Source organism: Ornithinimicrobium sediminis (genome assembly GCF_021272345.1).
GTDB classification, from domain to species: Bacteria; Actinomycetota; Actinomycetes; order Actinomycetales; family Dermatophilaceae; genus Ornithinicoccus; species Ornithinicoccus sediminis_B.
In genome coordinates, this window is sequence record NZ_JAJSDQ010000004.1 from 1 (window position 1) to 18,577 (window position 18,577).

16 protein-coding genes, 1 pseudogene and 1 riboswitch are annotated in these 18,577 nt (G+C 73.3%); of the genes and pseudogenes, 7 read left to right on the forward strand and 10 right to left on the reverse strand.

Annotation, left to right across the window (positions count from 1 at the left end):
• Positions 1-828 (forward strand): annotated as a pseudogene (locus LVO85_RS10170) (hypothetical protein); the annotation flags it as partial.
• Between the two features lie 388 nt (positions 829-1,216).
• Positions 1,217-1,690 carry a class F sortase gene (locus tag LVO85_RS17050; protein WP_232747380.1) on the forward strand — a complete coding sequence of 158 codons (474 nt, stop codon included), beginning with the start codon at positions 1,217-1,219 and terminating at the stop codon, positions 1,688-1,690.
• A 94-nt stretch (positions 1,691-1,784) separates the two neighbouring features.
• Here the strand turns inward: LVO85_RS17050 and LVO85_RS16805 are convergent, their stop codons facing one another.
• From LVO85_RS16805 to LVO85_RS10200, 4 genes are all read right to left on the reverse strand, one after another.
• Positions 1,785-2,624 carry a LysM peptidoglycan-binding domain-containing protein gene (locus LVO85_RS16805; RefSeq protein ID WP_269813329.1) on the reverse strand — a complete coding sequence of 280 codons (840 nt, stop codon included), beginning with the start codon at positions 2,622-2,624 and terminating at the stop codon, positions 1,785-1,787.
• A gap of 9 nt (positions 2,625-2,633) precedes the next feature.
• Positions 2,634-2,804, reverse strand: a riboswitch (cyclic di-AMP (ydaO/yuaA leader).
• Positions 2,805-2,902: 98 nt separating this feature from the next.
• Entirely contained in the window at positions 2,903-3,811 is a 909-nt protein-coding gene (locus LVO85_RS10190) for a cytochrome c biogenesis CcdA family protein (RefSeq protein WP_232747381.1), read from the reverse strand.
• A gap of 3 nt (positions 3,812-3,814) precedes the next feature.
• Entirely contained in the window at positions 3,815-4,570 is a 756-nt protein-coding gene (locus LVO85_RS10195) for a DsbA family protein (RefSeq protein ID WP_232747382.1), read from the reverse strand.
• Complete coding sequence (locus LVO85_RS10200; protein ID WP_232747383.1) at positions 4,567-5,229, reverse strand: ArsR/SmtB family transcription factor; 663 nt, start codon at positions 5,227-5,229, stop codon at positions 4,567-4,569. Before LVO85_RS10200 ends, LVO85_RS10195 begins: the two co-directional genes overlap by 4 nt.
• 82 nt (positions 5,230-5,311) lie before the next feature.
• Between LVO85_RS10200 and LVO85_RS10205 the strand changes: the two genes are divergently transcribed.
• From LVO85_RS10205 to LVO85_RS10215, 3 genes are all read left to right on the forward strand, one after another.
• Entirely contained in the window at positions 5,312-6,571 is a 1,260-nt protein-coding gene (locus LVO85_RS10205; RefSeq protein ID WP_232747384.1) for an MFS transporter, read from the forward strand.
• Positions 6,572-6,632: 61 nt separating this feature from the next.
• The gene (locus LVO85_RS10210; RefSeq protein WP_232747385.1) at positions 6,633-7,598 is read left to right on the forward strand and encodes an endonuclease/exonuclease/phosphatase family protein; all 966 of its coding nucleotides are present in this window, start codon (positions 6,633-6,635) and stop codon (positions 7,596-7,598) included.
• A gap of 84 nt (positions 7,599-7,682) precedes the next feature.
• The gene (locus LVO85_RS10215) at positions 7,683-11,939 is read left to right on the forward strand and encodes a patatin-like protein (protein WP_232747386.1); all 4,257 of its coding nucleotides are present in this window, start codon (positions 7,683-7,685) and stop codon (positions 11,937-11,939) included.
• Between the two features lie 27 nt (positions 11,940-11,966).
• Here LVO85_RS10215 and LVO85_RS10220 read toward each other — a convergent pair whose 3' ends face one another.
• The 6 genes from LVO85_RS10220 to LVO85_RS10245 form a co-directional block, all read right to left on the reverse strand.
• On the reverse strand, positions 11,967-12,854 hold the full coding sequence (locus LVO85_RS10220; protein WP_232747387.1) for a universal stress protein: 888 nt from the start codon (positions 12,852-12,854) through the stop codon (positions 11,967-11,969).
• A gap of 63 nt (positions 12,855-12,917) precedes the next feature.
• Entirely contained in the window at positions 12,918-13,538 is a 621-nt protein-coding gene (locus LVO85_RS10225) for a hypothetical protein (protein WP_232747388.1), read from the reverse strand.
• 27 nt (positions 13,539-13,565) lie between these two features.
• Positions 13,566-14,126 (reverse strand): isochorismatase family protein, encoded by a 561-nt coding sequence (locus tag LVO85_RS10230; protein WP_232747389.1) that lies wholly within the window; start codon positions 14,124-14,126, stop codon positions 13,566-13,568.
• Positions 14,123-14,806 carry an NAD(P)-dependent oxidoreductase gene (locus LVO85_RS10235; RefSeq protein WP_232747390.1) on the reverse strand — a complete coding sequence of 228 codons (684 nt, stop codon included), beginning with the start codon at positions 14,804-14,806 and terminating at the stop codon, positions 14,123-14,125. Before LVO85_RS10235 ends, LVO85_RS10230 begins: the two co-directional genes overlap by 4 nt.
• On the reverse strand, positions 14,803-15,267 hold the full coding sequence (locus LVO85_RS10240; protein WP_232747391.1) for a MarR family winged helix-turn-helix transcriptional regulator: 465 nt from the start codon (positions 15,265-15,267) through the stop codon (positions 14,803-14,805). The genes LVO85_RS10235 and LVO85_RS10240 overlap by 4 nt, the downstream gene beginning before the upstream one ends.
• A complete protein-coding gene (locus LVO85_RS10245; protein ID WP_232747392.1) occupies positions 15,254-16,129 on the reverse strand; it encodes an NmrA family NAD(P)-binding protein in 876 nt (291 codons plus the stop codon). The genes LVO85_RS10240 and LVO85_RS10245 overlap by 14 nt, the downstream gene beginning before the upstream one ends.
• Before the next feature lie 187 nt (positions 16,130-16,316).
• Between LVO85_RS10245 and arsD the strand changes: the two genes are divergently transcribed.
• Together arsD and arsA are read left to right on the forward strand one after the other, a co-directional pair.
• A complete protein-coding gene (arsD, locus tag LVO85_RS10250; RefSeq protein WP_232747393.1) occupies positions 16,317-16,646 on the forward strand; it encodes an arsenite efflux transporter metallochaperone ArsD in 330 nt (109 codons plus the stop codon).
• Complete coding sequence (gene arsA / locus LVO85_RS10255) at positions 16,643-18,427, forward strand: arsenical pump-driving ATPase (protein ID WP_232747394.1); 1,785 nt, start codon at positions 16,643-16,645, stop codon at positions 18,425-18,427. Before arsD ends, arsA begins: the two co-directional genes overlap by 4 nt.
• The last annotated feature ends 150 nt before the right edge of the window (positions 18,428-18,577 follow it).

Here is an 18,577-nt window from a genome sequence, read left to right on the forward strand (position 1 = left end):
GACGCCGGCCAGGCCGAGGTCGACGCCGGCCGGGAGGAGCTCGAGGAGGGTCGGGCCGAGCTCGAGGCAGGTCAGGCGGAGCCCGAGCCGACCGAGCCGCAGCCCACGGAGCCCGAGCCGACCGAGCCGCAGCCCACGGAGCCCGAGCCCACGGAGCCCGAGCCGACCGAGCCGCAGCCCACGGAGCCCGAGCCGACCGAGCCGCAGCCCACGGAGCCCGAGCCGACCGAGCCGCAGCCCACGGAGCCCGAGCCGACCGAGCCGCAGCCCACGGAGCCCGAGCCCACGGAGCCCGAGCCGACCGAGCCGCAGCCCACGGAGCCCGAGCCGACCGAGCCGCAGCCCACCGAGCCGCAGCCGACCGAGCCGCAGCCCACCGAGCCGCAGCCGACCGAGCCGCAGCCCACCGAGCCGCAGCCGACCGAGCCGCAGCCCACGGAGCCCGAGCCGACCGAGCCGCAGCCCACGGAGCCCGAGCCGACCGAGCCGCAGCCGACCGAGCCGCAGCCCACGGAGCCCGAGCCGACCGAGCCGCAGCCCACGGAGCCCGAGCCGACCGAGCCGCAGCCGACTGAGCCGCAGCCGACTGAGCCGCAGCCCACCGAGCCGCAGCCCACCGAGCCGCAGCCCACCGAGCCGCAGCCGACCGAGCCGGCCCCCCGGGACGGACAGGTCAGCCCGCTGCCCGTCGGCGGCGCCCAGACCGGCGGTAGCCCGCAGTCAGTCCGCGAGCAGGGCGTCCTCCTGGCCGGCGGAGCACTGGTTGCAGCGCTGGGGGCAGGCGGACTCCTCCTGAACCGTCGCCGCCAGGACTCGACCGAGAGCTGAGATGCCTGGATCACACCGACCACACCGCAGTCGTCCTCGGACGACTGCGGTGTGGTGGCTTGCCCTGCTCACGGGTCTGGCGTCGATAGCCGTCGCCCTGGGTGGGCAGGGGACCCCGCAGGTCCCGCTGTCGGTCCTGGGCCAGTCACCGGCATCGGCGGTGGCGACGTCGAGCGACGACGCCGACAGCGCCGATGCCGGCAGCGTCGTCAGCACTGCTGCGCCTGAAGCTCTCTCCCCGAGACCGCTGGGGGGCCCCGGCACTGCCGACACCGACCTGGCCGAGGTGCGCTCGGAGCTGGCGGCAGCTCCGGGTCGCGCACCTGACCAGGCCCGGTCAGATCGTCCGGCTGACCGGGTGGCGCCCACGTCGACACCCGGTCAGCCGGTGACACCTGCTGCCGCGGAGGGTCCGGCGTCGCTGTCGATACCGGCGATCGGTGTCACGTCCGTGCTCAACCCTGTGGGCCTGAACAGCGACGGCACTCTCGAGGTGCCCGCTCGAGGCCCCCGCTACGACGAGGCGGCCTGGTTCCACGGCTCCCCGGTGCCCGGGGAGGTCGGGCCGGCTGTCCTGCTGGGCCACGTCGACGGGACCGGAGGCACGCCGTCCGTCTTCTTCGACCTCGCACGGCTGGCCGAAGGTGACCGGGTCACCGTCACCGGCAATGACGGGTCCACCTCGACGTTCGAGGTGTACCGCACCCAGCGCTACGCGAAGGACGACTTCCCCACGATGGCCGTCTACGGCGACACCGCCGGACCCGAGCTCCGCCTCATCACCTGCGGGGGCTCGTGGGACAGCTCGACCGGGCACTACCGGGACAACACCGTCGTGTATGCCCGGGTGGTCACCTCCTGAGGCCGAGCGACCCGCACGGCCTCACCGACAGCGAGCGGCGCACCCCGGGACAAGGTCACCGGGGTGCGCCGCTTCACGGTCCTGCTGACGTCGGTCAGGCGCCGGGGATGCTCAGCTTCTGGCCGACGACGATGAAGTCGGGGTTCGACAGGTTGCTGGCCTGGGCGATGGCCGAGACCGTCGTGCCGTAGCGGCTGGCCAGGGCGGAGACGGTGTCCCCGGCCTTGACGGTGTAGGAGCCGCTGGAGGACGACGACGAGGAGCTGCTGGCCGGGCCGGCCCCGGGGATGGACAGACGGTCTCCGACATAGATCAGCCGGCCGCCGTTGGCGAGCTGGTTCGCCGAGACGATCGACGAGACTGTCGTGCCGAAGCGCTGCGCCAGCTTGTAGACGGTGTCGCCGGACCTGACCGTGTAGTTGCCGCTGGAGGAGGACGACCGGGAGGCGGCCGGCTCCTGCCGCGGCTGGGAGGTCGAGGAGGACGAGGAGGACGACGACGAGGTCGAGGTCGAGGAGGAGGACGACGAGGGCGCCGTGGCGGTGCTCGAGGCTCCACCGTTGGCCCGGGTCAGGCCGGCGCGCACCGAGCACACGGGCCAGGCGCCCGGGCCCTGCACGGCAAGGACCTTGCGGGCGATGGCGATCTGCTGGGCCTTGGTGGCCTGGTGGGCGTACGGCGCGTACTGCTGGCCGCCGAAGCCGACCCAGGTGGGCTGGTAGAACTGCAGGCCACCGTAGTAGCCGTTGCCGGTGTTGATGCTCCAGTTGCCGCTGGACTCACAGGCAGCGACCCGGTCCCAGACACCGTCCGTCTGGGCGGAGGCGGGTGCGGCGGACATGAGTCCGGCAGCCAGTCCTGCTGCTCCGATCGCGGCAACTCCGGCGGCGCGGCGGGTGCGTCGGGGCGTGGCGTGCTTGGGCGTGTAGCGCATGGGGAGGTGTTTCCTTCCTGACACACGCCGGCGGGGTGAGCTGTCGGGTTCGGGCGGTCAGTGGCCCGGCCGCGCAGGCGCGGCTTCACCCCAAGGCACACGTCTGATCCACGTGTGCCACATCGTGGGTCCCCCGCCCTCGTCTCGTGCCCGGACGTTCCGGCTCGGCGCCTCATGACGAGGTTTGGCGTTGGAGACGCGCACGATCCAGCGGTGAGCGGTATGCGGGGCAACCTCGCCGAGACACGAGGCCGCCCCTTGTCGTTGTGACCTTACTGTTACATATGACCCGCGCCACGTCGAGGCCGGGTGCCACCCTGGGGGTCCGTCTGCTCCGGGTCCGGGCCCCTCCGCGAGGCTCGCCAGGCGAGTGCTCCGGCGACCACCGCGACGGCTGAGAGCACGGACCACGCCGGGATGCCCGAGAGCGCCTGCACGACGTGCTCCTGGGCCGCGAACTCGAGGTCGGTGGTGTCCACGCCGGTCCCGGCCAGGATGCCCGCGGTGCCGTCGAACCACAGGAACAGCACTCCGATGGCCACGAAGAGCAGGCCGGAGACCAGGCTGGTGCTGTGCACCTGCAGCCGGCCGACCTCCAGCATCCGGCCGCGCAGCCACGAGCGGCTGCCCAGCTGGTAGCGGTCCCACAGCGCCGCCAGCAGGAAGAGGGGTGCGGCCATGCCCACGGCATACACCGCCAGCAGCGCGCCGCCGTGGGCAGGCGTCCGGCTGGTCGCGGCGACGGTGAGGATCGCCCCCAGTGCCGGACCCGAGCAGAAGCCTGCGAGCCCGTACACCGCGCCGAGAGCCAGGGTGCCGAGCCAGCTCCCGCTGCTCTGCCGCTGCCGCGCCCAGCCGCCTGCCGTGTTCTGCACCACGGCCCCGAACGGCACCTGCGTGCCGGAGCGCACGACCTGCAGCACCCCGAAGCCGATGATGACCCATCCCGCGACCGTGACGAGCAGCTCGCGGTGCCCGTAGAAGAGCCCGGAGACCAGCCGCACCCCGGAGCCCAGCGGCACCAGCGTCAGCATCAGGCCGAGCGTGAACACTCCGGTGCGTGCGAGCAGCGCGGTGCGGCTGCCGAAGGCGTAGGCGAAGAACGAGGGCAGCAGGAGGGCGCTGCACGGGGAGAGGAGCGCGAGGACCCCGGCCGCGAACGCCGCGACCACTCCGATCTCGACCACGGCTCAGCCCGCCGCGGCAGTGGCCCGGTCGATGGCCTCGACGAAGGTGGCGGTGGGCTGCGCACCGACCACCGGTGTGCCGTTGACGAGGAAGGACGGCGTGCCCGTCACCCCCAGGGTCACGCCCTCCATCTGCTCCTCGTTGATGCTCTCCAGGTGGGCGGGGTCGGAGTTGAGGGCGGCCTCGAAGACCTCCCGGTCCAGCCCGGCCTCCTCGGCCTTGTCGACCAGCCACTCCTCGGTGATGGTGCCCGAGTTGGGGTCGGGCTGGTCATCGAAGACGGCGTCGTGCAGCTCCCAGAACATGTCCTGCTCGGCGGCCGCCCTGCCGCCCAGGGCGGCCAGGGTGGACTCGGGGCCGAGGTAGGGGAAGTCGCGCCACTCGATGCGCAGCGTGCCGTCGTCGACGTACTGCTGCAGCTCCGGCATCGTCTCGCGGGCGAACCGGCCACAGAACGGGCACTGGAACTCCGAGTAGGCCAGCATCACCACGGGCGCGTCGACGTCACCGACCGCCCGGGGGTCACCCTCCTCACGGCGCTCGAGCTCCGCCGCCGGGTGCGGGGTGCTGGGCGACGCTGACGAGGCCGCGCCGCTCTCGGTGCTGCTCGCCGTCCGCTCGGCGGGCTCGCCCGCGCTGTCGGTCCCGTCGTCGCGGCCGGCCCAGAAGAGGACAGCGGCAGCGAGGGCCGCGGCGACCGCCACCACCAGGGGCAGCGTGAGCCGGCGGGACCGGCGGGCATCGGTGGGCTGGGTCATACAGGAGTCCTTTCGACGGGGTGTCCGGCGAGCCGCCACTCCAGCAGGCCGTCCTTGAGACGGCGCGCAGTGCGGCCGCGGTCGGTCAGCAGCCGCACGGCGTCGGAGGCCATGACGCAGTAGGCTCCGCGACAGTAGGTGATGATCTCCTCGCCCGGTGGCCAGCCACCCAGGGCCTCCTGGAGGCTGCCGAAGGGGATGGAGACGGCTCCGGGGATGTGGCCGGCGGCATACTCCTCCGCGGGGCGCACGTCCACCAGCAGGACGTCACCTGCCTGGAGGCGTCGGAGCAGCTCGGGGTGGCTGACCTCCTCGACCTCGCCCATCCCGAGATGAGCGGCCAGTGCCTTCTCGACGTCCGGGGAGTTGGCCAGGGCGACCTGGCGCATCGCGGCATACAGCGCCGCGACGTCCTCGCCGGCGAGGCGGTAGTGGATCCGGGTGCCCTCCCGCCGGGTGCGCACCAGGTTGGACAGCTTCAGGATCTGCAGGTGGGCCGAGGTGGTGCTCACGCCCATGCCGGTCTGCCGGCTGAGCGCGTCGACGGTGCGCTCGCCCTGGGTCAGCAGGTCGATCAGCTCCAGGCGCCGCGCACTGCCGAAGGCCTTGCCGACGACAGCCAGCTCGTCGAACACCTCGCTCAGCGGGGTGGGGTCCACAAATCCTCCAAAGATCGTTGGAATATCCGACCATACGTCACCCGGCCTCTCGAACGCACATCCACGCGCCTACAGTCGACCCGTGAAGAGGCCACGCACCCCACCGGCCGCGTGGACGGTCCTCGGTGCCATCGCCATGACCACCATCGGCACCCTGCCGGTCTTCCTGCTCAGCTCGCAGTCGGTCTTCGTGCGCGAGGAGCTCGGGTTCGACGAGACCCGCTTCGGCATCGCCGTCGGCACCTTCTTCGCCTCCGCCGCAGTTGCCGCGCTGCTGGGTGGACGTCTGGCCGACCGTGCGGGGCGTCGCCGCAGCACGGTGCTCGCCGGGACCCTCGCCGCCGCCGGCGGCCTCGGTGTGGCCGTGGCCGCCCACTCCTGGGAGGTCCTCATCGGGCTGCTCGTCGTGCTCGGCGTCGCCAACGCCGCCTGCCAGGTCACGGCCAACCTGGCACTGGCACGGGCCGTGCCCCCGCACCGCCGCGGGCTGGGCTTCGGGGTCAAGCAGGCCGCCATCCCGGTGTCGATCATGGTGGCGGGTCTGGCCGTGCCCACCGTCACGGTGCTCGGGGGCTGGCGCTGGACCTACGTCCTTACCGGCCTGGGGGGTGTCGCGATCGCCCTGGCCGGTCTGACCATCGCACGGAGCACCTCGGCTGCACCCCGGGCCGCACCCGACGAGGACCGGCCCCCGATGCGTCCGCTCGTGGTCACCATGGCCGCGATCACCCTCGCGAGCGCCGCCGCCAACTCCCTGGGGGCCTTCCTGGCCTCGTGGGGCTTCGCCGTGGGCCTCACCCCCAGTGGCGCCGGGGTGCTCATGGCGGCCGGCAGTGCCGTCAACATCGCGCTACGGGTCACCTCAGGGCATCTCGCCGACCGGCGGCACGGCCGCAACCTTCCCGTGGTGGCGTGGCAGATGCTCGCCGGCGCGGTGTTCCTCGGGCTCCTGTCCGTCCCCTCTCCGTGGGTGGTGGTGCCCGCCGGGCTGCTGGCGTTCGGTCTGGGATGGTCCTGGCCGGGGCTGCTGCTGTATGCCGTGGTGCGGCTGGGCCGGGACGCTCCTGCCTCGGCCTCGGCCATCGTCCAGGCAGGTGCCTTCGTCGGGGGCGCTGCGGGGCCGGCGCTCTTCGGTGTGGTGGTGGGCACGAGCGGCTACCCCACGGCGTGGTGGGCGGCCTCGGTGGCCTTCGCCGCCGCCGCGGTGCTCGTGCTGCTGGCCCGCCGGATGTTCCTGGCCGACCTGGTCAGACGGCCGCCGCGGGAGCCCTTCGGCTACGGCGGTGGGCGCGCGTCACCGGCACACACCACGACCCCACCCGAGGAGGGCGGACCGGTCTGAGGTCTCGGAGGGCGGCGACGACCCCTTGACCGGCCCGATGCGCCGATGGGACTGTCGGGCCATGGGGCTCTCACCTCCTCCCGGCCCCGTCCCGGCAGCGGTGACGGACGACCTGACGCGCCTCCGGGCAGCCCTGGACGCCCAGCTGCCCGTACGGACGGAGAACAACCTGCTCCTCAGCACCTGGAACATCCGCGCCTTCAGCAACCTGACACCCCGCTGGCAGGCCGGTGACAAGGACAGCCCCAAACGCGACTGGCACGCCTTGAGCTGCATCGCTGCCGTCGTCGAGCGCTTCGACGTGACCGCCGTGCAGGAGACCCGCCGCAACACGACGGCGCTCTTCGCGCTGCTGGAGCTGCTCGGGCCGCGCTACCACGTCATCGCCTCGGACGTCACCGAGGGAGACCCCGGCAACGGCGAGCGCCTGGCCTTCGTCTACGACGGCGAGCGGGTGCAGCCCTCGGGGCTGGTGGGCGAGATCGTGCTGCCGGACCCGGCCACCGGCGCCGCCCGGCAGTTCGCCCGCACCCCGTATGCCGCAGGGTTCGTCCGCCACGGCACCGACTTCATCCTGACCACGGTCCACGTGCTCTGGGGCAAGGCGCCGTCGGACAGGGTCGTCGAGCTGCGCCACTTCGCGGAGTGGATGCGCTCGTGGGCCGACCGCCCGGTGGACTGGAACCGCAACCTGCTCGTGCTCGGCGACTTCAACCTCGACCGGCTGGACGACCCGCTCTTCGAGGCCTTCGTCTCCACCGGGCTCTGGCCGCCCGCCGAGCTCAACGAGGTGCCTCGCACCATCTTCTCCGACGACCGGACGCGCAGCTTCTACGACCAGGTCGCCTGGTTCGTCGACCCCAGCGACCCGCGCGTCCCCTCGCTGCTGGAGGACATGACCTACACCGGACGCGGCGGCAGCGTCGACTTCGTGCCGCACGTCCTGCGCGACCTCACCAAGGCACAGCTCTCCTACCGGCTGAGCGACCACTACCCGCTCTGGGTCGAGTTCACCGTGTCGCCCTGAGAACCCCTGTCCCGGTTAGACGTTCGGGAGTACATTGACCAGAGTCGGGCCGCCCGTCGCCGGGGTGGCCGGCGAGGAGGAGCCATGGCAGGACTGCTCGGTCTGGCCCAGGACGGGGCCGACCGCGTCCCCCCCGAGGAGATCCGCTTCGGGCTGATCCTCAACGGCGGGGTCTCCCTCGCCGTGTGGATGGGCGGCACCGTGCTCGAGCTGGACCGCCTCACCAGTGTGCGCCGTGACGGCTCACCTGCAGCGGGCGAGGACCGCGGGCTCGACATCTACACCGCGCTGCTCGCGCTGGCCGGAGGGCGTGCCCGGGCGGACGTGATCGCCGGCACGTCCGCAGGCGGCATCAACGGAGCGGCACTGGCTCTGAGCCAGGTCAACCCGCAGGGACGGCTCCCGCTGCTCCGCGACGTGTGGGTCGACCAGGGGCGCATCGAGTCGCTCCTGCGCCAGCCGTTCCGGGGCTCCCCCACCTCGCTGCTGCGGGGCGACGAGTTCTTCCTGCCGCAGCTCAACACGACCCTCGGGCTGCTCGCCCAGCCCGGGACGCGGCTGCGGTCCACCTCCGAGGCGCCGGTGGACCTGTCCATCACCACGACGGTGCTCCACGGCAACCAGCGGGTCACGGTCGACTCGATGGGCCAGCCGCTGCCCCAGTCGATCCACGGCGCGCGGTTCCACTGGGAGCGCCTGCCCGGGTGCGAGCTCGAGCACGCGGCCCCCGACCGCGCCGGCGAGCCCGACCCGCGACGGTGTGCCGACCCCTTCGGCAGCGACTGCATCGAGCGGACCGCCGACCGGCTGGCGCTCGCGGCCCGGTGCACGGCCAGCTTCCCGGTGGCCTTCGAGCCGGTGTTCGTGCCGGTGAACTCGGCGGCACACCGTGAGCCGCAGCAGGGCACACCACTCAGCGAGGAGCAGCGGCTGCGGCCCGACATGGGCCTCACCGTGGAGGACTGGGGCGACCGGACCCCTCGCGACCGCTCACGCTTCGTGGTGGACGGCGGGCTGCTGGCCAACACGCCCACCCGGGCCGCCCTGGGTGCCGTCGAGTCGATGCCGGCCGACGGACCGGTGCGCAGGGTCATGCTCCTGGTCTACCCGCACGCGCAGGCGCCCGGGCCGGACCCCGCCGACGAGCAGACGACGCCGCCCACCCTGAGCCACGCCGTCGGAGGCATCCTCGGCGCGCTCACGGCACAGGGCAGCCGCACCTTCGTCGACGAGCTGGAGGACCACAACGCGTATGCCGCGAGCCGGCGGGGCACCCGCAGCGACGTCCTGCGCTCCCTGGTCGAGCCACGCTCCACGGACAGCGCGACGGGCACCCTGGACGACGCCCGCACCGACCCGCACGAGCGGCTGGAGAAGCTGACCCTCGAGCTCTACCCGCACTACCGGCGGCTGCGGAAGTGGCGGGCCGCGCGGGACCTGTCGCGGTGGGCGGTCAACCGTCCCCCGCGCGCCGACGGGCTGCAGACCCTGCCACCGGGCTGGAACTACGAGCGTGTCCGCCGCGCGGCCGAGAGCGCTCAGCTGGCCTGGGACCCCACCCCCTACCTCCCGAACCGGATGCCCGTCGCGGGCACGGTGGAGCCGGACGGGTGGCGCTGGGGCGTCACCTCCGCCCTCGGCGTCGCGGAGGCCGCGATGGACGTGCTGCGACGTCTGGTCTGGGTGCTGCCGCGGGCTCCGCGCGAGAGGCTCTCCGGCGTCAGCGGACCCTACGAGGTCGTCCGTGAGGCACGCGAGAGGGTGTCGCGGCTCACCGGCGAGATCCGCCGGGCCCGCGACCTCACCGACCACATGTGGGACACCCACCCGCGTCTGCTGGCGCTGCGGCCCGACCGGGACTACTGGCTGCTGAGGCTGGCCTCCTACGAGCGCCTGATGATCGGTGAGAAGGACCAGCAGGTGATCGAGGACGCGATCGCCAGGGTCGCCGGCAGCGACGCGGAGGCCCGCGAGCTGCGAGGCCTGCTCGTGCGGGAGGACGAGCACGGACCCGGCTCGGCGGGCTCCCGGGTGCGGGCGCTGGTGACCGAGGTCGTCCAGGCGCTCCGCTCGGCCCTGCCCGAGCTGGCGGCATACTGCAAGGAGCAGTCGGGGACCAGCGGGGCCCGGGAGCACGTGGCCGAGCTGAGGCGCTGGCGAGCAGTGCTCATGCCCTCGGACGAGGCGCTCGAGGACCGCTTCCTGCTGCCCAGGCTGCTGCAGCTGGAGGTCGCGGCCACGACCCTCGGCGACGAGGTCACCACCGGGGCCACGCTGCCCGTGGAGGTCGTGCAGCTGAGCGCGCAGACGGCCAACGCGTTCGCGCAGTACACGCACACCGGTGAGGACAAGCTGGGCGGAATGTCGGTCAGCCGCTTCGGCGGCTTCCTCAAGCGGTCCTGGCGGGTCAACGACTGGACGTGGGGCCGGGTCGACGCGGCGAGCCATCTGTGCCGCGTCGTCCTGGACCCCAGCCGCCTGCGCCGCACGGCCCTGCTCACCGGCTACCTCCAGCCTGCTCGCGACGGCTCGGCCGAGCTGTCGCCACGGGAGCGGGCGGAGGAGACGGTGGGCGAGATCGTGGACATGCTCTTCGGCGACGAGGTGCGCACGAGCCGCATCCTGGAGCTGCAGGAGCAGGCCGTCGCCGAGCTGGAGCCCGTGATGGACCCCGCGGTCGCCTCGGAGAACCTGGACTCCGCACTGCCTGCCCTGGCCGACCTCTTCGCCTGGGCCCTGCACCTGCAGATCGTGCCCTCCGAGATGCCCGCCCTGGCCGGTGCGGTCCGCGCCGACGGTGTCGACGGGGCCAACGCGCGGTCCCGGGGCGAGGCGTTCGTCGCGGAGCACGGCGACCTGCTCAGCCGGCTCGGCAGCACCCCGGTCGCCCAGCTGGCGAAGGAGGACCGGGCTGCCGCCCTCATGGCCTTCGACCGCGCCGGCGTGGGTCGTGAGCCGCTGACCGAGGAGGGCAGCAGCGACCAGATGATCCGCACCGCCACGACGGCGGCAGCCGTGGCGGCCACCGTCGTCGACTCCGACCGGGCCGGGCTGCCGGCGGGCAAGCCGGTCACCCGGGTGCTACGGGGGGCCATGCTCCTGCCCTACTGGGTGGTCACCGGTCTGAGCGGCAAAGGCGTCGTGGGGCGCAGCGTCGCCCTCCTCGGCCTGGCCGTCGGCGCGGTGCTGCTCGCCCTCGCGCTCTTCGGGGTGCTGCCGCAGAGCCTGGCCGGGCCGGGCGCCGCCGTGGGTGCCAGCGCGCTGCTCATCGCCTTCGTCGTCGGGGCCCTGCGCAGCGGCACCATGCTGCACGGTCTGGTGCTGCTGACGCCCGTCGTGCCCCTGGTGGCCTTCGCGGTCGAGGGAGGCTGGAGCGGAGACGGCGGCGGAGGCGGAGGGCTGGCCGGCGCAGCGACGGCCTCCGAGCGTGGGGTCACCACGCTGCTCGTGGTGCTCGCCCTGGCGGCCGGCCTGATGGTGCTCGGCAGCCTGCCGGCGACCTCGGGCAGCGTCCTGGCCTCACTGGACCGGCTTGCCGAGCGGCACCGCGTGCCTGCCGTCGGCAGCTCCCTGACCGGCACGGCACGCGGCCGGGCCCAGCTGGTGCGCCGCTCCACGGCGGTGGCCCTGTCCCTGGCCGGCCTGGTCTGGTGGGTGGTGCTGGCCCTGGGTGTCCTCGCCCTGGCCCTGTGGCTGGCCGGCGACCGATGGGACACGACGGTCGTCTGGGCGCGGGACCACCTGTGGCTGCTGGTGCCTCTCGGCGTGCTGGCCGTCCTCGTGGGCGCCGGTGTCTCCTACGTCCTGGGACGACAGCTGCAGGTGCTGTCGAGGCGCCAGGCCTCGGGCACGTGGACCTACCAGCCGCTCACCCACCCCGCGGGCTCCGCTGCCGGCTGGGCGGTGCTCTACGGCACGGCATACCTGCTGCTCGCCGCGTTCCTGCTGACCCGGGAGAGCTGGCTCGAGGAGGTCTGGGTGCGAGCACTGCTCAGCACCGCCGTCCTCCTCGGGGTCGGGCTCGTGGTCGTCGTGCCCCTGCTGCTGCCGCTGCGGGCCCTGCTGGAGGTCGCCCGGCGGGAGGTGACGCGTGCGTCCGAGGTCACCGGCCTGCGTCCCCGCGCCGCGGTGGTGGACGACATGGTGGCTCGGGGCACCGCATACCGCTGCTTCGTCAGCCTGCCCACCGAGGAGGCGGCCACGCCGCAGGCACGCCCCGACGAGGACGAGGCGCAGCCGCGGCTGCGGGCCTGGACGGGCGACTGGCTCTACACACGGATGGAGCGTGAGTGCGACCGGCGCACCCAGGAGCACGCGGGCCCCGCACCGCCCCTGGGGTGAGCAGGGACCGCACGACGCGGGCCCGGGTCAGCGGACGATCGCGACCGGGCAGCGCGACCGGTGCATCACGCTGCGGCTCACCGACCCCAGCAGCAGGGACGTGAGGTCGCCGCCACCGCGGGAGCCGACCACCACGACCGAGGCCTTGCCGGAGAAGCGGGTGAGCATCTTGCCCGGCCGGTTCTCCTCCACGAAGCCCTCGATCTGCAGGCCCGGGTGGTCGCGGCGCACCAGGTTGCGGGCGTGGTCGACGAACCAGGTGGCGCTGTGCCGGGCGCGGTCGATCTCGCCGTGCCGCCACTCGTCGTCGACGAGGTAGAGGCGGCTCCAGTGGTCGGCCGGCGGGGTCTGCCAGGCGGAGGCGATGACGAGCTTCGCGTGCGTGGTGGCGGCGAGGTCGGCCGCCCACCATGCCGCGAGGTCGCTGCCGTCGGAGCCGTCCACGCCGACGACCACCGGGTGCCGCGGACCGGCCTCGACGTCGCTGCCGTCGGGCACGAGCACGACGGTGCAGTGGGCGTGGGCCGCCACCGCCGTGGCCACGGAGCCGAGGATCTCGCCGTGCAGCCGGCGTCGGTGACGGTCACCGAGCACGACCAGGGACGCGTCGGCCGACAGCTCCTGCAGGGCCGTGGCCGCGCCGTCCTGGCTGGTGCGCGTGCTCACCTCCACAGCCGGCGCGATCACCCGGGCGCGCTGGGCGCCCTCGGCGACCACGTCGTTCGCGGCGCGCTCCAAGGCCTGACGCCTGCTGTCGCGGGCCGAGCCCTCGCTGTCCAGGTGCACGTGCTCCATGGCGAAGACCACGACCAGGGGCGCCCGGTCGCGGACCGCGGCCCGCGCGGACCAGTCGACGGCATACTTCGACCCGGACGACCCGTCGTAGCCGACGACCACCGGCTTGCGCTCGTTCATGACCTGACCTCCTCGTGCTCGGCCCTGCGGCACCGTTGCCTCCGGCCGGACCGCCCGGCCGTGTCAGGACCTCCCACACCAAGGGTCCTCCCCTGCAGCCGATCCCAACAGGGTCCAAAGGCCCGAGGATGGCCCGGCCTTGGTCAAGGGTCGGTGTCGGCACCGGTCGCGAGGCTCTCGTGCCCTGCCGTCTCCCCCTCGGGCACCACCGGCATGTTGTCGAGCTGGACGGGTCTGGACGGCTCCGTGGACGCGCAGCAGCGCCATCCAGTAGAGCTCGGCGACCTCGGCGGCCACCTCGAGGCTGTCGATCCGCGGGGGCGGCGGCATGGCGAGGGCGGGGCCGTCCAGCCCCTCGAGGTCGTAGGCCAGCCCGGCCTGCGGGTTGACCAGCGGTCGCCCGCCGGGGGCCGGGTGCGCCAGCGGGATCTGCTCGAAGCCCTCGGGGGACCCGGCCACCAGTGCTCGCACCATGGCGCGGTATGCAGTGGGGTCCACCTCCCCGAAGGCGTTGTGCGGGAGTCTCTTGGAGTAGCTCGCGATGTAGCTGGGGCCGCTGCCCGGCGGCGCGGCGGGGTAGCGGCCCTCCTCGCCGTTGGTGGCCTGGTCGAGGTGTGGGCGCAGGTAGGCCCATGTCGCGGCCTCGCGCCTGAGTGTCCGTGCCTGGGCTCGCCTGGTGATCATGGCGTCGTCCCCCCCGCGGCCCGTGGGTCAGCCGGCGGTCAGGTCGACCTCGTCGGTCGGAGCCACCGCCCCCGTGCGCCCCGGGGCGGCTGTCCAGCTCCAGTACATGTTCGTGTAGGCGATGGACTCCTCCGGGGTGACCGGGAAGCCCCACTCGCGCATGTCCTCCGTGGTGTGCGCGTCGGCGACGAGGGTGGCGTCGTAGCCGCGCACCAGCGCCCCGTGCAAGGTCGCCCGGATGCAGGCCTCCGTCTGGGCGCCGGTGACCACGAGACGGCCGACCCTCTCCTGGGCGAGCAGCTCCTCGAGGTCCGTGGCCTCGAAGGAGTCGCCGTAGGTCTTGTGCACGACCGGCTCGGTCGCCAGCCGCTCGAGCTCGGGGACGCACTCCCAGCTCTCGGAGCCTCTGGGCATGTCGTCGTCGGAGTGCTGCACCCACACGACCGGCACGTCCTGGGCCCGGGCCCGGTCCACCAGCCGGCGGATGTTGCCGATGACGCGGTCGCGGTCGAAGGCGTTGCCGACGACCCCGTTCTGCATGTCGACCACCAGCACGGCGGTCCGGGGACGGTTCTCCAGCGCTGTCATGGCTGCCTCCATCGGCTCCAGGGTCGTCCCGCCAGGATAGGCCGGGAGGGCAGTCCCCGGCTGACAAAGGGGGCCAGCTGCGGGTACAGGCCCTGCTCGGCCACGTCGAGGACGAAGGTCGCCAGGTCATGCCTGCTGACCGAGGTGGCACCGCCCGGGACGTGAGCATGATGCTCGACGAGGCCCGTGGGCGGCGTGTCGGTCAGCCGTGGTGGTCGGACCAGGGTCCACTCCAGGTCGGACGCTGCGAACATCTGGTGCTCCCGGGGCTTGTCCCGGACCGCCTCCCCGCCCAGCCGCTGGATCAGGGCGGACACGAGGCGGTCGCGCGGGCCCTTGCGGTCCCCGGGGACATCGACCCCGGCACCGCTGACGCCGACGAACCGGGGGACTCCGTGCAGGGGCATGGCCTCCAGCAGGACCGCGGCGGTGCGGCTGTGCAGGTCGGCCTGACCCGAGGTCGGGCCCAAGGCCGAGATGACGACATCAGCACCGTCGAGGACCCGGTGCACGGCGTCGCGGTCGGTGCTCGACCCGGGCACGACCCGCACCTCCGAGGCGACGTCTGTCAGCGTGTCCGGTGTGCGGGCCAGGGCGGACACCTGGTGACCGCCGTGCACGGCGGCGGCCAGGACCAGGCGCCCTGTGCGACCCGTCGCACCCAGAAGGGCGATCCTCATGGCTGCGCTCCTGTCATGACATGGGGGACGGACTCGGCGAAGTCAGTGAGCAGGCGCGCGAACGCGCTGCGGTCCGCCTGGGGCCAGCCGGCGGTGGCGTGCCGCAGCACACCCAGACGGACGTGCATGGCCCGCTGCGCGAGGGAGGCCCCTGCGTCGGTCAGACAGACGTGCACCTGGCGGGCGTCCTCCGGTGACCGGTCCCGCCGCACGGCCCCTGCTCGTGCTGCCCGGCTGACGAACCGGCTGGCGGTCGAGTGGGCCACGTCCAGCACGTGCGCCACGTCGGTCACGGCCAGACCGTCCTGTCCGTGCCGGGCGACCGCATCGACCACCCAGACGGTGGACAGGTCGACGCGGCCGAGGTCGGGGTCCTCGACGACGCGGTCCTGCGCCCACAGCCTGCGCAGCCCCAGCAGCGCTGCGTCGATCGCGGCCAGGTCACGCTCAGCGTCCGGCATCCCACACCTCCGCGTGCTGCTCGGCCCAGGCGGACAGCCTGGTCGGCGCGCACCCGGTGACCCGCTGCACGTCTGCGGTCAGCCCGGCGGCCAGCCCGAGACGCGCGGACGTGTAGATCGCCGCGGTGACCGCCACCATCGGCCAGGGCATGGCCAGCGAGGTCCGCGCGTGCCGTCCGTAGCTCACCAGACCCGGTGCGGCATACCTGACCGGGCGGCCCAGCACGTCAGTCAGCACCGCCGCGACGGCGTGGTAGCTCAGTGCCTCCGGGCCGGTCGGCGTCCAGGCCCGTGAGCGGTGGGAGGCCGGGTCGACCAGCGCGGCAGCCGCCACCGCGGCCACATCGTGGGCCGCGACGAAGGCGGTGCGTCCACGGCCCGCCGGCACCATGAGCGCGTCCCGGTCGCGGATGTCGCCGACGTGGGTGGTGCTCAGGTTCTCCATGAAGAAGGAGGGCCTCACGAAGGTCCACCCCACGCCACTGGCCCGCAGCCACGTCTCCAGGCGAGCGTGCGGGACCACCGGGTTGCGCTCCGCTCCCTGCAGCGACAGCAGGACCATGTGCTCGACCCCCGCGTCACGAGCTGCCGTCAGGGCCGGCACCATGTCGCGACCGACCGCGCTCAGCTGCGGTGGCCGCACCACGAACATCACGCGCACCCCCTCGAAGGCCGACCCCCACGTCTGCGGACGCGTGAAGTCGAGCTCCACCCGCTCGACGCCGTCCTCGGCAGGCCGGCTGGGTGACCGGCCCCGGGACGCGGCACGCACCGACCTGCCGGCCTTCAGCACCTCGGGCACCACGAGGCGCCCGATGGTGCCGGTCGCTCCCGTGACCAGCACGACCTCACCTGTGGACATATATGCATCGTACACATATATCGGCAACGACCCGTACTGGCCGACAGCTCAGCGACCCGGCGCTGCAGCGGGCGCAGGCGACCTGGTGCGGGCGAGGAGACCCACGTCATATTGACGACCGTCGATGAACTTGCGATGGTAGACATATCGACAGATGTCGATGTGTCATCGAGGCCCAGGAGTGCTCGTGAGTGTGATCCGGATGTTCGAACCCGCCCTGTGCTGCGCAACGGGGGTGTGCGGCGAGGACGTGGACCAGGAGCTGGTGCGCGTCTCGGCCGACATCGCGCTCGCGAGGCGGCGCGGTGGGGACGTCAGGCGCTACAACCTGGCCTCGGAGCCGCTGGAGTTCGCGAGCCACGACGCCGTGGCCTCGTTCCTGCGGCTGGCCGGGTCGGCCGGCCTGCCGCTGGTGCTCGTCGACGGGACCACGGTCATGACGGGGCGCTACCCCACGCGGGAGCAGCTCGCCGCCTGGGCCGGGGTCCCCGTCGAGACCGGCGGGAGCCGACGATGACCACCACGGCCACGGGCACCAGGGCAGCGTCGCTCTCCCTGCTCCAGGACCTGCCGAAGCACCTGTTCCTGACCGGCAAGGGCGGCGTGGGCAAGACCGCGGTCGCCTGCGCCAGTGCGGTGAGCCTGGCTCGCGCGGGTGCGCGGGTCCTGCTGGTCAGCACCGACCCCGCCTCCAACGTCGGGCACGTCTTCGAGACGACGATCGGCCACACCGTCACCGCCGTGCCGGGCGTGCCGGGGCTGTGGGCGCTGGAGATCGACCCCGAGGCGGCGGCACACGCCTACCGCGAGCGGATCATCGCTCCCGTGCGCGGGGTCCTGCCCGAGGCGGAGGTCGCCTCGATCACCGAGCAGCTCTCCGGGGCGTGCACGACCGAGATCGCCTCGTTCAACGAGTTCACCGACCTGCTGGCCGACCCCTCGGTCACGGCCGGCTACGACCATGTCGTCTTCGACACCGCACCCACGGGGCACACGATCCGCCTGCTCCAGCTGCCCGGGTCGTGGACGGGCTACCTCGAGGTGGGCAAGGGGGACGCCTCCTGCCTCGGACCCCTGTCCGGGCTGGAGAAGCAGCGCAGCGCGTATGCCGGGGCTGTCGGTGCGCTGGCCGACCCCGGGCTGACACGGATGGGGCTGGTCTGCCGGGCGCAGAAGGCCACCATCGCCGAGGCGGAGCGGACCCGGCGCGAGCTGGCGGCCATCGGGATCGCGGACATGCGCCTGGTCGTCAACGCGACGATGCCGGACACCGGCTCACGCGACCCGCTGGCCCGTGCGGTGGTGCAGCGGGAGCAGGCGGCGATGTCGGACCTGCCGGCCGGCCTGGCGGCTCTGCCTAGGGACATGATCCCGCTGCGTCCGGTGTCGCTGGTCGGCGTCGACGCAGTGGCGAGCCTGCTCGACACCGACCCCGTCATGAGCGACAGCGCCATGGTGCCGGCGGCACCGGCACGGCCCGACGCCCCGCTGCGAGCGCTGGTCGACGAGCTCGCCGAGCGCGACCACGGGCTGGTCATGGTCATGGGCAAGGGCGGCGTAGGCAAGACCACCCTGGCCGCGGCCGTCGCGGTCGAGCTGGCCCGGCGGGGCAGGTCGGTGCACCTGACCACGACAGATCCCGCCGCCCACCTGGAGCAGACCCTGGCGGCCGAGGTCGACGGCCTGGACGTGTCGCGCATCGACCCCGCCCAGGCCACCGCTGCATACCGGGAGCGGGTCATGCGCACCAAGGGCGCGGCCCTGGACGCCGAGGGCCGCGCCCACCTGGCGGAGGACCTGCGCAGCCCCTGCACCGAGGAGGTCGCGGTCTTCCAGATGTTCTCCCAGGCGGTGAACGAGGCTGCCCGCCGGTTCGTGGTCATGGACACCGCCCCCACCGGGCACACCCTGCTGCTGATGGACGCCGCCGGGTCCTACCACCGGGAGATCGTCCGACAGATGGATGCGGGCACCCGCTACACCACACCCCTGATGCGGCTGCAGGACCCTGGCCACACGCACGTGGTGCTCACCACCCTGCCCGAGACCACCCCGGTCCTGGAGGCCCTGGAGCTCCAGGCCGACCTGCGCCGGGCAGGCATCGAGCCCTGGGCCTGGGTCGTCAACCAGTCCCTGGCAGCAGCCCACGCCGAGGACCCGGTCCTGCTCGCCCGCGCGGCCACCGAGACCCTGGCCCTCGACCGTGTCGCCGCAGACGGGAGCGGTCGTCACGCGGTCGTCCCGCTGCTGCGTCAGGAGCCTGTCGGAGCGGGGCCGCTCACCGAGCTGCTGGGCTGAGGCACCATCGGACCCGCCGTCCGCAGCGGCGCCCAGCTCAGCACTCGACCCTGAGCACGCAGCGCTGGTCAGGTGCCCACTCACGCTGGTGTGGAGCACGCTTCCCCAGGGTCGCGACCCGTGCACGAGGCAGGACGACTGCATAGGCTT